Source organism: Archangium violaceum (assembly GCF_016859125.1).
In the GTDB taxonomy this organism is placed as follows: Bacteria; Myxococcota; Myxococcia; order Myxococcales; family Myxococcaceae; genus Archangium; species Archangium violaceum_A.
Genome location: NZ_CP069338.1, coordinates 11,925,696 through 11,938,817 on the forward strand (window position 1 = coordinate 11,925,696; position 13,122 = coordinate 11,938,817).

Here is a 13,122-nt window from a genome sequence, read left to right on the forward strand (position 1 = left end):
ACGATAGCCCTCGATGCGCTGCTGGTTGGTTGGCTCACTCCCCGAGCCCCCACACGCCAGCGCCGTCGCGAGTCAGGCCACGCCAAGCACCCCCGCGGCACGGCCGCGAGTGCGCATACCGGTTGGCCGGTACGCCGATTCCGTCATTGCTGTTGCCCCTTGTTGAGACGGGCGGGCCACGCTCTTTCGTGGCTTCGCCCGGGTGAAACCGGCGGGTGCTTTGCTTTCGCTGGTGAAACCGGAAGAACCGGCCTACTCGCAATTCGCACACCGCCGAGCCTGTTCGAATATCACGAGAGCGTAAAGGCTGACAAGCAGTGAACAATCAAAACCTTGCTTGCCGAGTCAATCACTTCCAATCTCTCAAAACACGAGAACACCTCAAATCAATCAAATTCAAAATCTCAAAACACGAGAGGGGGAACGTGCTCCTTTTCCGAGCACGGAGAGCCCGCGAGACGAAGAGGCACCGTCCTCCCGGGCAGCTCTCCCGCTCCACGAGCGCTCGGGTTCCGCCGGATGACGCATGGCGTCATCCTTGAACGACGGCCGGATTTCCGGAACGGTGTGGCCGGGCGACCACACTGTCCCGCCCCAAGGTGCCTCGACATGCCCGCCACCGTCCTCATCGTCGATGACGAGAAGAACATCCTCCTGACGCTCCAGACGTCGCTCCAGCTCGCGGGCTACCGCACGGAGCTGGCGGCCAGCGGGCAGGTGGCCCTGGACGTGGTGTCCGCGCGCCCGGTGGACGCGGTGCTGATGGACGTGAAGATGCCGGACATGGACGGGCTCACGGCGCTGGCCCGATTGATGGAGCTCAAACCGGAGCTGCCCGTCATCATGATGTCCGGGCATGGCACCATCGACACGGCGGTGAAGGCCACGCAGCTCGGCGCTCGGGACTTCCTGGAGAAGCCCCTGGCCCGCGACCGGCTGCTGGTGGCGCTGCGCAACGCGCTCAAGCACCAGGCGGTGATGGAGGAGCTGCAGGCGCTGCGTGCGGAGGTGGGCCGCTACGACATGGTGGGCAGCGGCCCCGCCATGCAGCGCATCTTCTCGCTCATCCAACGCACGGCGCCCTCCGAGGGCCGGGTCCTCATCACGGGGGAGAATGGCACCGGCAAGGAGCTCATCGCCCGGGCGCTGCACCAGAACTCGAAACGCAAGAACGGGCCCTTCGTGAAGCTCAACTGCGCGGCGGTTCCGCACGAGCTCATCGAGAGCGAGCTGTTCGGCCACGAGAAGGGGGCATTCACCGGCGCGGTGAGCGTGCGCCGGGGCAAGTTCGAGCTGGCCCACGAAGGGACGCTCTTCCTGGACGAGATCGGCGACATGCCCCAGGCCATGCAGGCCAAGCTGCTGCGCGTGCTGCAGGAGGGGGAGCTGGAGCGGGTGGGCGGCACGGAGACCCTCAAGGTGGACGTGCGCGTCATCGCCGCGACGAACAAGAACCTGGAGAAGGAGATCGAGGCGGGGCGCTTCCGCGAGGACCTCTACTACCGCATCAACGTGGTGCAGATTCACTCGCCGCCCCTGCGCGAGCGGCGCGAGGATCTCCCCGCGCTGATCGACGCCTTCCTGAAGGAGGCGTGCGCGCGCAACGGGCGCCGGCCGCTGTCACTCTCCCCGGAGGCGCTGGCGGTGATGGCAGCCTATGACTACCCGGGCAACGTGCGCGAGCTGCGCAACCTGGTGGAGCGGCTCGCCATCCTCTGTGAGGGCCCCGTCGTCTCCGGCCACGAGGCCGCCGAGTTGCTCCCTCGCGGCAAGGGCACCGTGCCTCCGCCTCTTCCCACCAGCTCCCCCGCCATGCCAACCCCTGGGGTTCCGGCGGCTCCGGCTCCGGCGGCTCCCGTGGCGACGCCCGCCAGCGGCTTCCGGCCCCGCGTGGACCGGACCTTCCGCGAGCAGGTGGAGGACGCCGAGCGGGAGATCATCCAGTTCACGCTCGCGCACACGCAGGACAACGTCACCGAGGCGGCGCGGCTGCTCGACCTGGAGCGCGGCCACTTCTACAAGAAGATGAAGGCCCTCGGGCTGAAGCGCGGCGGCGGCGAAACGTAAGTACGCGACATAACTAGCCTTTCATGGCACTACGGGAAGGAGTGGGAACGACCTGGAGACGCCGTGTGCTCGCGGTGTGCTCGGGCGGCGAGGCTGGTTCCACCAGCTTCAGCGCCTGCACGGCCTCGGCGAGGAAGGTGAGGTTCTTCCCCAGGTAATAGGTGGAGGTGACAGCAGGCGTGGAGTGGCCGGCCAGCTGCTGGCCCGCGCCGATGTTCCCCGCCGTGTCCGACAGGAGGTGGGTGAGGAAGGTCTTCCGCAAGTCGTGGAACGTGAAGCCCTCGGGAAGGTCCACCCCGGCGCGCTCTCCGATGCGGCGCACCAACTTGGCGGTGTGCCAGGCCTCGTTGCGCAACCCGCCCTCAGGCGAGGCGAACACCAGAGGCTCCACGAGTGCACCGCGCTCGTCCCGGTCCACCTTCTGGAATGCCGCCTCGAGTTCTCCGCGGAGCACGGGGTGGAGGGGCACCACGCGCTCCTTGCCGCCTTTGGTGGTGTCACGATCCCAGCTGCGGCGCACATGGAGGACACCGCACGGACCCTCATCCCAGTGGATGTCCGTCCAGGCCAGTGCCGCCAGTTCGCCGCGGCGCAGGCCCGTGAGCACCGCAGTAAGGAGGAGCAGCCGGTACTGGCCGGCAGCACCGAGCAGCGCCTGCACCTGGTCCCGCGACAGGAAGCGCGGGCTCTTCACCGGCACCTTGGGACGGGGAACGCGGTCCCAGGGATTCTCCCGGACGGCGCCCAGGCGCATGGCGTACTTGAAGACGAGTCGCGCGCGAATGTGGAGCTGCCGCACCGTGGCCGGCTTCTGTCCCGCGTCCCGAGACTTCGTCAGCAGCGCGTCGCAGTCGGCCGGCGTCACGGCGGCCACCGGCTTCTTCTTGAAGTGCGGCACCAGCCAGTTCTTCACCTGGGAGCGCATGGGGGCCTGCGAGCCCAGGTGCTTGTTCGCGTCGAGGTACTTCTCGAAGAGCTCCTCACACGTCATCGGAACCGGCGCTGGGTTCGCGAAGCCACCCGCCACCTTCTCCGCGTACAGGGCCTTCTCCTGTGCCATCCGCTCGGCCTCGGCCTCCATGCGCGCGGCCGTGCGCTCGCGGGTAGTCCGCCCGGCCGCATCCCGGTAGCGGATCCACCACGTGCCGAAGTCGGGGGCGCGCCGCTGCAGGCGCTTGCCCGCGGCCACCACATCCTTCCCCTTCTTGTTGGGCCGGAAGTACGCGCTCGTCACGGGTCAGCCCACCTGCACCTGCTGCTGGGACTGCCGAGACTGCGCGTCCACCCAGGCCTTCACCTTCTCTGGGTCGAAGCGGTAGTTGCGCGCGCCGAGCTCCACGAAGGGCAGGCCCAGGTTCTCCCGGCACTGCTTCCACACCCACGACTTCGACACGTTCAGGTAGTCCGCCACCTGCTCGCAGTCCCAGAGCCCTCCCTTGGGCACCAGAACCACCTTCCTCTCGCTATTGTTGCAGTTCGTCATCGTCGTCACGCGGTCCTCGGCAGCGCGCGGAGTGGGGGCTCCGCGCCAGCGCTGCTCTGTGTTGGTGATTCCCCCGCTTTCCCCCGCGCTGCCCACGTTACGCGGTGTTCACCGGGTAACAACTTGTGTGCCAATCCACTTGCGCCAGAACGGGACACGTGACTGCACCGTTCTGGCGCACCGGGTCCACGGGCTGGCTGACCTGTCTCGGAATTCGGACGCTCGGGTCACCGGCTGCGCTCGCAGTGGTGACGAGTTTGGGCGGACGCAGCGCGCCACGTGTCAGTGAGGACCCATGACGCGAGCGATTGCGATGCAAGGCAATGAGCTGGCCTGAGAAGACCATACGCACCGCTCGTTGCGCCGCCGCGCGGCGGTCGATGCGGACGTGCCACGCGGACGCTACATGAGGGTAGCCGCCCAAGAAAAACAGCGCACCGACAGGTGCGGCTAGACACCTGCCGGTGCACTGCCGACGAGCCGCTGCTGCTAGACAGCAGACCCGCCGAAAACGGGTGAATAAAGGGGGCTGAACACCTCCGACGCGACCCATCGCACACCCCAAAAAAGCAGACGCCTCAGCATCGGGGCCTAGACCGATGCGAGGCGTCCTGGGCCGACCCCCAGGGCAGTCCATAGGGGCGGGCTTCTCGGGGCCGACCAAAGAAACAAAACGGTCGGCCATGTCTTAGTGGGGCGGCGCCGGTACCTGCTAGGCCACAGGTGGGTCGGCGACGGTGAAGCAGAAACTAACGGGAACAGCTACTACTACTGCCGGTCGAACGCAAGAGCTTGGCGAGAGACGGCTGCAGGCGACGCCGTTGGTTTGGCGGCTGGAAGGAAGCACTCCCCCTGATGCTCATAAGCCTTGTCGGGCGGGCATGTGCCATCGACCTTGAGCCGCACCCAGCAGCCGCCATTCATCTCGACCTCCAATTGCTTGTCGCACGGCGGGCGCTTCTGGTTGCTAAACGGCTTCTTAGGAAGTGCCTTCGCCAGGAGGAATGGCGCCTCATCAGGCATCGCGGTCAGAACAAGGTCATTGGCCACCTCGTCGGCACTACCGCCCCACCCCGCGTCATCCGCCAGGGCCAACTCGTCGCCGGCATCCAGCCCGGCCGGGCCCGGCCAGGAGGAGCCACTCAGGTGGAGGAGCGCAGCAGCCGCCAGGGCCGCGGCTGCTGCTGCGAATGCCGGGCGCCGCAAGGAGGCCCGCTCCGCGCGAGGGGCCTGGGAGGTGCGCGGAGTGGGCCGGGCAGCGCCGAGTAGGTGCCCCATCGTCTCCGGGCGGTTGATGGTCGTGTCGGCGACCTGGGCGGCGTCCTCAAGCATGAACACGAGCTCCCCAGCCACATCCAGCGGATCCCCACCCTCAGGCGCGCGCTCCACCTCGAGGGCGAGGTACGACGGGGACACGGAGGAAACGACGCGCACCTGCCAGTCGGCGAGGGGGGCGTCATCGGCCTGGCGCTCCGTGCGCTGCACCACCAGAGCGGGCCTGCCCGTCTCCACGTGGTGGGCGCGGTAGACGCGGCCCAGTTCTCCCGTGTTCCTGTACCTCGACCCGAGGCGGTACTGCCCGAGCTGGTTACCCCTCTGCTGGTGGCTGTTGTTCTCCAAGGCGCGGCCCTCCCGCGCCCGGTTGTACCACTCCCGCACCGACGATGTCTGCGGGTGGATATTCACCTGCCCCTGGAGGCCACCCCTTCTCCTCGGCATGGGGACGTTCTTCACGAAGCGCCAACTCCGGTTGATGGGCCTGCCCGAGCCCGAGGAGACGCACACGCCACCGCCGCCCGGGCCCCCGCGGTGCTGCGAGAAGGCGGTGGCGGAGCAGTGCTACTGCCAGTCGCCCGGGTGGAAGTGCCCGGACCATGGCGTCCAGATGAGCCCGTGCCGTCCCAACTTCTCTCACGATTGATGGCCGACTAGCCCCGGCCTCCGCGCGGCCCCGGGAGGACATCCCCCCTCCTCCCGGGGCCCGTGTCTTTCCGGCCCACCACCAGGAGGAAGCCCATGCCCTGCCCCGCCCCACCGTCCCCGCCCACCCTGGCCGAGCTGCTCGCCCAGCTCGCCGCAGTCAACCCCGCCAGCGCCGAGCACCTGCGCCCTGAGGTAGAAGCCCTCCAGAATCGCCTCTCCGACGTCCGGGCCCGGCTCGCCACCGCCGAGGCCGAGCTGCAGCGGGTGACTCTCGACCAGGCCGCCTACGAGGAGTGGACTCAGCGCCACAGCGACGCCGTCTGTCTCCGGAGCAAGGAGCGGCTCCTGGGCGTGGATGTCGGAGTCATGTGCGAGCGCCTGGAGCGGGAGGTCTACCTCGCTCGCCGCTCCATCACCCTGGGCCGCCAGCTCTGCGGGGACTGCGGCGGTACCGGCGAGGGCGAAATGCTCGATGCAGGCACCTGCCTCGTTCCTTCGGGGTGCGACTCCTGCGAAGGGACTGGTTTCGTGGCCAGGTCGGCCTCCGGCGCCTGATAATCCCCGGCTCCACGGGACGCCACGCTGGCCTCGCGGGCCTTGCAGGCGTCCAAAATGGACGCTACAGTGGCCACCATGACCGTGACCATCAAGAAGACCAAGAACCCCCCCCGTTCGGCCATCTGCTGCTTCTGGAACAACAAGGGAGGTACGGGGAAGACGAGCCTCGTGTTCCAGTCGTTGTGTCGGTATGCCGAACAGCGTCCAGAGGAACGGATCCTTGCGATTGACATGTGCCCCCAGGCCAATCTCTCCGAACTCCTCCTCGGGGGGCTCACCAACAAGGGCTCGGACAACTTGTTGAAGTTCCAGGGGGCGATTCCCCGCTCAACGATCGGCGGGTACTTCCAGCTGCGCCTGCCCAGCCCGTACACTCCGCCGCAGTTCAATAGCGACGACTTCATCGTCAATCCCGCTGGATCCAACAGCAGTGTGCCCAGCAATGTCGATCTCGTCTGCGGCGACCCGCTACTTGAGCTTCAGGTGAACGCGATGTCGACGCTGTCCAACGCCCAGATCCCGGGCACGAACACGTGGCTCGCTGTCATGGATTGGCTCAGGGACTTCCTCGCACCGATCCGCAGCCGCTACACGATGATCTTCATCGATGCCAACCCGAGCTTCTCCGTCTACACGCAGATGGCGCTCGCGGCGGCGGACGAACTCGTTCTGCCTGTCATGGCGGACGACTCATCCCGGCGTGCCGTGCAGAATGTCTTTTCCTTGGTGTACGGGCTGAAGGTTCCGTCCGAGATCTACACGCAACATGCGTTTGGAACACGCTTGACGGCGGCGGGCAGGCCGCTTCCGAAGATTCGTCTCATCGTGAAGAATCGCCTGACTCAGTACATGGGGCCGGCCTCGGCCTACGCCGACGTCCTCTCCTCCATCGAGAAGAACGTGATGGAGCTTCACCAGAACCAGCCCGCCTTGTTCGTCCCGACGACCCAGAACAAGCTGTTCGCTGACGTGCGCGACTTCCAGACGACCGGAGTGGTGGCATTCGCCAAGGGCGCCCCCTTCACCAAGCTCCAGGCAGGCCGAGTCGCGCTGGTCGGCCAACGCGTCAGGGTCAACGAGGAGTACCGCAAGCACTGCATCGGCGCGATCGACGACCTCGTCGCCAATCTGTAATTGGGGTATTGGCCTCGCCTTCACCCTAGGCAACATGAAGGGCCCAGCCTCCACCTCGGATGCCGGGCCCTTCGTGCTTCAGCGTTCCTCACGTGGTGCCACCACCCCTTCTGGGCGTGTACCCGGCCGCACTCCGCGAGCCGGGCGTTCCAGGAGGTTGCACATGCTGTCGTTCAAGACGTTGTTCAGTGCCGTGGCGGTCGCCGCTCTCGTCGTCGGAACCGCCGCCCTCGCCGAGCCTCCCGCCTCCTACACCAGCTCCACGAAGCTCGGGCTCAAGTCGTCGGACATCCAGCGGGACCTCTATCAGGCGGCCAAGCGTCTGGTGGAGGAGGCGAAGCGGGTCACCAACTTCACGCCTGCGGAGGAGGAGTGCGGGAAGATCACCGCAGCCGAGCGCTTCCTCGAGGAGACGAAGAAGGCGCTGGAGGGGAACATCTTCGGCCCGGACACCACCCTCGCGGGCCATGAGGAGGCCAGCAAGATCCTGAAGTCGATGAATGACGAGTGGTGCAAGGGCAAGGGTGGCGGTGCCGGCGCGACGAAGATCGCCAAGTCGCTCGGGAGGGTGCGCAGCATCGTGCGGCCCTTCATCCAGGAGCGCTTCGACGAGCTGAAGGAGATTGGGAAGGGGCGTGCGCCCACCCCGGCCGAGGCCGCTGCCATCGCAGCCGCAGCCATCGGGCTCCTCGTCACCTCGCCCGCCTGGGCGTTCTGAGCGAGCACGCAGGGCATGAGAAGGGCCCGGCTCCGAAATGGAGACCGGGCCCTTCGCGCATCAGGAGGTGCCAAGGTTGAGTTGCAGCAGGCGCCGCGTGGGTCGGATGGCAGTCCCCATGCCTGGACGAGGTACGCGAGGGCCCGGGCAGAGCATGGGGTGGAGGAACTGGCCGCGCGGGCGGAACTCGCGAGGGGGAGCCGACCGGAAGCGTGAACGACTCCTGGGCGTGGACGTCGGGAGCATGCGCGAGCGACTCAAGCTGGAACTCTACCTCGCCTGCCGCTCCGCCGCTCGGGGTCGCACCCGCTGCCACGACTTCAATGGCGCTGGAAAGGGGCCTTCCATCCCTGCGTTCACCGCCCCCCTCTCATCAGGGTGCGACACCTACACGGGGCTGGCTACGTGCCCCCCTATGGCAGGCACGAAGCAACTGAAATGGCTTCCCCGCCTCTTGCGAACCGCCGAGCCGTGCACTAGAGGCTGGGACCCCTCATATGCGCCTTCGCGACATCCAGCACATTATAGAAACGGCCGCCCTGCCAGAACAGCTTAACATCGAGCGATATAGCCCGACGTCAGGCAGTTCTCTCGAGGTGGGGATACATGATGCCAATCAGATCAAGCTTGCGTTACGCACCCTCCGGCAAGTGCCCGCGCTGGAGCCTTTCATTAAGCCACTTGAAGACAATCGCGTATTCATGGGGCAGAGCAGGGATACTGTAGTAGGGGTGCGTAATGACCTTGATCCGGTAGTGATGCACCTCACCACGCTAGCCCGAACTGTGAGCTTGCTGCGCAAGATTCTTGGGCGTGCTCTCCCTCCAGAAAAGCCAACCCAATTGGTCGTTCAGATCCCAGAGCCCGGCCCCATTGAAGAGCTTGAGAGGCAGGTGGGAGACCTCCGGAGGTTCTTCGACATCCTCACCAAAATTGAGGCCGAGACTGATAACGGCGAACGTGTGGATGTGCGGCCTGATGTCATGGCTTTCGACTCAGGCTCGTTCTACCTCGAGTTGTTGCTCCCCTCGGCGACTGCTATCGCGATTGTTGGGGCTGTAATTCATGCTGCCTTCAAAACAATTGTGGTGTGGGAAACGTGGAAGCAGGCCCAAGCGCGTGTCGCGGTCACGGAAACGTTAGTCAAGGAGATGGATTCGATTGCTCGACACAACGATACAATCCGAACCCATCTGCTCGATGATGCGGTTAAGAAATTGAAGACGACGAGGCCCTTCTCCAAGGTGCACGGGGAGACAGAGGCGGCGCTTCGCGCGGCAGTTCAACAGGGGACGGAATTGCTCGAAAAGCGCATGCTCTTCCTGCCACCGCCTGCATCACCTAACGAGGTTCTATCGAACTTCCCCACGCCTAAGGCTATAGAGCGCCTGTTTTCAGGCGACCCGCTCAAGTTGCTTGAGGCAAAGAATCCCGACAATCCTGACAGTGAAACCACGGAGCCAAGCAACAACACGAAGGCAACAGACGACAAGGCAGGTACGTAAGCAAGGACGGCACTGGGTAAATCCAGCCCAATAGGCGCGATATGCCTGAGGACGACTCAACACGAAGGGCCCGGCTCCGAGATAGAAACCGGGCCCTTCGTGCTTCAGCAGGAGGCGCGGCTCAGTGCAGCGCCGTCCGGGGGGCCACCTTCGACGTCTTCGCCGCGGCGGTCAGCTTCTTCCCCCAGCTCCACAGCCCCGAGGCCCCGGCGGCCGTGAGGATGGCGCCCAGCACCAGCGAGAGGGAGAGCGGCGTCCCCGTCTTCAGCGCGCCCACCAGGGAGAGCACGGTGGCCGTCACCATGGACAGGGCCACGCCGGCCACGTCCGAGGCCAGCCAGGGCACCCGGCCCACCAGGAACTTCCGCACCAGGAACACGGCGCCGAGCACCACCGCGCAGGCGAGCAGGCCCCAGTTGCGAGAGGCGACGGCCTGCACCACCAGCTTCAGCCACTCGCCGAGCCCCACCTCTGTCGCGGGCGGCGCCTCGTCCTGGGCCACCACCTGCGGCGCGCGGGTGGCGACGGTGCGCGGGGTGGCTTGGGCCTGCTGCACCAGGTGCGCGGTGACGGCGGCCGCGCCCGTGGACGAGGGCGGGCTGGTGTCGGCCAAGACGGGGGTGGAGAGGGACAGCAGCGACAGGACGGCGAGGGACGGCAGGGACAGGCGACGCATGGGCGCTCCGTGTTGTGAGGGGCGGGTGTGCCCCGGCCAGGAGAAGGAGCGGCAGTAAAGAGAAGAGCCCTGCTTCACGATGGGTGCCAAGCCCGGAACCGATGGGATGACAGGCTCAGCCTCGTGGAGGCCATCACCATGGCCTCCGGACCGCTGGCCGAGCGCCATCGCCCCCAGTCGCGTGGCGCACTCCGTACGGATGCGCGGGGAGGGCTGGCATCACACCACAAGCACTACCCCGGCTCGCGTGCCGCTCGTAGAACGTCGCGCGAGGACCATGCTTGACCGAGTAGGCATAAGGTGATTGGCTTCAATGCATGACCGAGCAAGCAAAGGATGCAGCCAAGGAGCTGGGCGAACGCGGTGGCAAGAAGGGCGGTCGCGCGAGAGCTGCGGCCCTATCTACTGAGCGCCGCCGTGAAATCGCGCAGGCGGCGGCCGAGGCCCGGTGGGCGAAGTCGCCGGGGACGGAACGGACCCCGCGCGCTACGCACGAGGGCGAGCTGCGCATCCCCTCTGGTGGGCCCGACGAGTTGGTCATTCCCTGCTTCGTCCTCAACGACGGACGGCGCGTGCTCTCGCGTGCTGGCATGATCTCGACGCTCGGGATGAAGGGCGGCAGCAACCCCAAGCAGGGGTATGATCGACTCACCAATTTTTCGCTCGGAAAGAGCATTTCCCCCTATATTTCCGAGGGGTTAGCGGGTCTGATCCAGGCGCCGTTTCAGTTTCGCCTCCCGGGCGGCGGAATGGCGTTCGGTTTCGAGGCGTCGGCCCTCGTCGATCTCTGTGACGCCATCCTTGAGGCGCGGGCAGCCGGCGTCCTCCAGACGCAGCAGCAGCACATCGCCCGCCAAGCCGAAGTGCTCGTGCGTGGTTTCTCTCGTGTCGGCATCGTGGCGCTGGTCGACGAAGCCACTGGCTACGAAGCCGAGAGGCGCCGCGGCGAGCTCCACAAGATTCTTGAGGCGTACATCGCCAAGGAACTCCTGCCCTGGGCGAAGCGCTTCCCGGATGAGTTCTACACGGAGATGTTCCGGCTCCTGGGCTGGAAGGCGGATCCGCTCAGCCAGCGGCCGGTGCTCGTGGGCAAGCTGACCAACAACCTGGTCTATGAGCGGCTGCCAGAGGGTGTGCTCGACGAACTGAAGCGCAAGAACCCAGTCGTGAAGGACGGGCGCCGCCGCCACAAGCACCACCAGTTCCTCAGCGTCGACATTGGCCACGAGCATCTCGGGAAGCACTTGGCCGTCGTCTGCGCGCTCATGCGGATCAGCCCCGACTTCAAGACGTTCGTGAGACAACTCGATCGCGCGGTGCCCAGGTACGGGAAGAACTACGAGCTGCCGCTCGACGATCTCTCGAACCTTTGAGCCGCCCCGGCCCACGGGCTCCAGGCCTTCAGCGCATTGAGGCAGGCGCACTAGGTGCTGGCGTGCCCGACGAAAGCGTGCATTCCAAGTCTGCCCGCGAGTCGACACGACATCGGTGCGCCGATGGTTGACGGCCTCCGCAGGAGTGGGGCCTCGGCGAGCCGGGCCTGGGAATGGGTCACCGGCTCGCGCGGGGGGAGTCGGCCAGCTTCTCGATGGCGCGGGCGAGGCGGGCGAGCTCGCGATTCATCGCGTCGAGCTGGGCCTCGATGCGCGCGGCCTGCTCGCGGGCGTTGGACTGGGCGGTGGTGACACGGGCCAGCTCGCTCTCGCTCACCGCGGCGCGGCGCTCGAGGTTGCGGACGTCTGCGCCCAGCGTGCCCCACTGCGCGGCGAGCCCGAGCAGCGTGACGACGATGGGCACGGCCATGGTGAGCCACGGCGAGGGCTTGGACTCAGGGGCGGGGGGCGTGCTCATGCTCGGCGAGAAGCGGCGGACCTCGAGAGACGTGCGGGTGGGCTTTGGCATGCCCGAGATGTAGCCCCGCCTACCTCACCGGGTAAGTTTAGGCCGGAGGGCGGTCCGGAGGTGGGACGCGCGCGCAGAGGCGCATGTGCGACACCGGGGCACCCCCACCCTCAAAAAACGGCCTGCGGGCCAAAATCAGGATTGCTCGGCGCCCTGCAATCCTGCGCTCGCGGTTACCCCACGCTACCCCTGCGGGCACTTCAGCCGAAACTGTCGGACGACCCCCCGTTTTTTTGGGTTCTGAGGCCCTACCCCGGCCGTAAACGCGCGGAATCACGTCCCTGGGTCTGCCCGGAGGGGGTGTTGATCGGCGCAAAACCGGAGCGATCCACGCCCCTTCTCGCGGGTGTCACCTCGCAGTCAGCCCATGGAGGGCACCCATGACGACCCCGACCAGCAGCAGCCCCACCCACAGCACCGAGCCCGTGAGCTTCGGGCAGATCGGCTTCGACGCCTACGGCAACCACCCGGGTCCCTACGGCAAGTGGGCCACCTTCGACGGTCGGCCCATGCCGAGCTGGAACGAACTGGGCCAGAACATCCCCGCGGGCAGCGGTGCCCTGACCCAGGAGCGCTGGGATGTGGCGGCGCAGGCGATCATCGCCGAGTACGAGCGCCGCAAGGCCGCTGCCAGGCCGAAGAGCCCCGTCTACGTCGGCACCATCAACGTCGATGCGTCCCAGGCTATGGAGTCGCTGGCGGAGCTGGAGTCCCGGGCCACGTCCGTGTGCGCCACCCTGGAGAGAGCGAACTCGCTGTCGGAGAAGCTCGGCTCGTCCGAGGCCAGCACCGCCGCCACGACGACGCAGGAGACGCCGGAGTCTGGCCCCGTCGCCTCGATGACGTTGACGGCCTGGACGCCCGAGGCCGGAGCGGCGGTGGTCAGGCTCGCTCAGGGCAGCGTGCCCGCTGGTGTGGTCGAGGACGAGGGCCGCATCGACCCGTTCCTCATGGGGCTTTCGGAGATCGCCGCCGCCACGCGCGACCTGGCCGAGGCCCAGCGGGCGATAGCTGCCTGCGATGACAGCGACGGCCCCGTCGCCGAGCTTATCGACGACGTGACGGAGGCGCTGCACACCCGGGTGAAGGCCCTCGCCCAGTTGCCGTCCGACGCCTGACGAGCCGCCTGGGAGGGGCGGTGTAGGTCCGCCCCTTC

At 66.7% G+C, this 13,122-nt stretch carries 13 protein-coding genes; 8 read left to right on the plus strand and 5 right to left on the minus strand.

Annotation, left to right across the window (positions count from 1 at the left end):
• The first annotated feature begins 609 nt into the window (after nt 1–609).
• The gene (locus JQX13_RS50270) at nt 610–2,067 is read left to right on the plus strand and encodes a sigma-54-dependent transcriptional regulator (protein ID WP_203406483.1); all 1,458 of its coding nucleotides are present in this window, start codon (nt 610–612) and stop codon (nt 2,065–2,067) included.
• 13 nt (nt 2,068–2,080) lie between these two features.
• Here JQX13_RS50270 and JQX13_RS50275 read toward each other — a convergent pair whose 3' ends face one another.
• The 3 genes from JQX13_RS50275 to JQX13_RS50285 all read right to left on the minus strand — a co-directional run bounded on the left by JQX13_RS50275 (nt 2,081) and on the right by JQX13_RS50285 (nt 5,170).
• Nucleotides 2,081–3,301 carry a tyrosine-type recombinase/integrase gene (locus JQX13_RS50275; protein ID WP_203406484.1) on the minus strand — a complete coding sequence of 407 codons (1,221 nt, stop codon included), beginning with the start codon at nt 3,299–3,301 and terminating at the stop codon, nt 2,081–2,083.
• Nucleotides 3,302–3,304: 3 nt separating this feature from the next.
• A complete protein-coding gene (locus tag JQX13_RS50280) occupies nt 3,305–3,550 on the minus strand; it encodes a helix-turn-helix transcriptional regulator (protein ID WP_203412583.1) in 246 nt (81 codons plus the stop codon).
• Between the two features lie 768 nt (nt 3,551–4,318).
• Nucleotides 4,319–5,170: a hypothetical protein gene (locus JQX13_RS50285; RefSeq protein WP_203406485.1), complete on the minus strand. Its 852-nt coding sequence runs from the start codon at nt 5,168–5,170 to the stop codon at nt 4,319–4,321.
• On the opposite strand from JQX13_RS50285, the gene JQX13_RS50290 reads away from it, so the two are divergent.
• From JQX13_RS50290 to JQX13_RS50310, 5 genes are all read left to right on the plus strand, one after another.
• Nucleotides 5,160–5,471: a hypothetical protein gene (locus JQX13_RS50290; RefSeq protein ID WP_239014353.1), complete on the plus strand. Its 312-nt coding sequence runs from the start codon at nt 5,160–5,162 to the stop codon at nt 5,469–5,471. The genes JQX13_RS50285 and JQX13_RS50290 overlap by 11 nt on opposite strands.
• Nucleotides 5,472–5,566: 95 nt before the next feature.
• Nucleotides 5,567–6,028, plus strand: a complete 462-nt coding sequence (locus JQX13_RS50295) for a hypothetical protein (protein ID WP_203406486.1) — start codon at nt 5,567–5,569, stop codon at nt 6,026–6,028.
• Between the two features lie 78 nt (nt 6,029–6,106).
• Nucleotides 6,107–7,165, plus strand: a complete 1,059-nt coding sequence (locus tag JQX13_RS50300; RefSeq protein WP_203404487.1) for a ParA family protein — start codon at nt 6,107–6,109, stop codon at nt 7,163–7,165.
• Nucleotides 7,166–7,328: 163 nt separating this feature from the next.
• Nucleotides 7,329–7,883, plus strand: a complete 555-nt coding sequence (locus tag JQX13_RS50305; protein WP_203406487.1) for a hypothetical protein — start codon at nt 7,329–7,331, stop codon at nt 7,881–7,883.
• 497 nt (nt 7,884–8,380) lie between these two features.
• Nucleotides 8,381–9,388: a hypothetical protein gene (locus tag JQX13_RS50310; protein WP_203406488.1), complete on the plus strand. Its 1,008-nt coding sequence runs from the start codon at nt 8,381–8,383 to the stop codon at nt 9,386–9,388.
• A 121-nt stretch (nt 9,389–9,509) separates the two neighbouring features.
• Here the strand turns inward: JQX13_RS50310 and JQX13_RS50315 are convergent, their stop codons facing one another.
• Complete coding sequence (locus JQX13_RS50315) at nt 9,510–10,064, minus strand: hypothetical protein (RefSeq protein WP_203406489.1); 555 nt, start codon at nt 10,062–10,064, stop codon at nt 9,510–9,512.
• A gap of 317 nt (nt 10,065–10,381) precedes the next feature.
• Here JQX13_RS50315 and JQX13_RS50320 point away from each other — a divergent pair, with 317 nt between their 5' ends.
• A complete protein-coding gene (locus JQX13_RS50320) occupies nt 10,382–11,437 on the plus strand; it encodes a P63C domain-containing protein (protein ID WP_203406490.1) in 1,056 nt (351 codons plus the stop codon).
• A gap of 178 nt (nt 11,438–11,615) precedes the next feature.
• On the opposite strand, the gene JQX13_RS50325 is transcribed toward JQX13_RS50320, so the two are convergent.
• Nucleotides 11,616–11,966, minus strand: coding sequence for a hypothetical protein (locus tag JQX13_RS50325; protein WP_239014354.1), 351 nt, complete (start codon nt 11,964–11,966; stop codon nt 11,616–11,618).
• A 380-nt stretch (nt 11,967–12,346) separates the two neighbouring features.
• Here JQX13_RS50325 and JQX13_RS50330 point away from each other — a divergent pair, with 380 nt between their 5' ends.
• Nucleotides 12,347–13,084, plus strand: coding sequence for a hypothetical protein (locus JQX13_RS50330; RefSeq protein ID WP_203406491.1), 738 nt, complete (start codon nt 12,347–12,349; stop codon nt 13,082–13,084).
• The last annotated feature ends 38 nt before the right edge of the window (nt 13,085–13,122 follow it).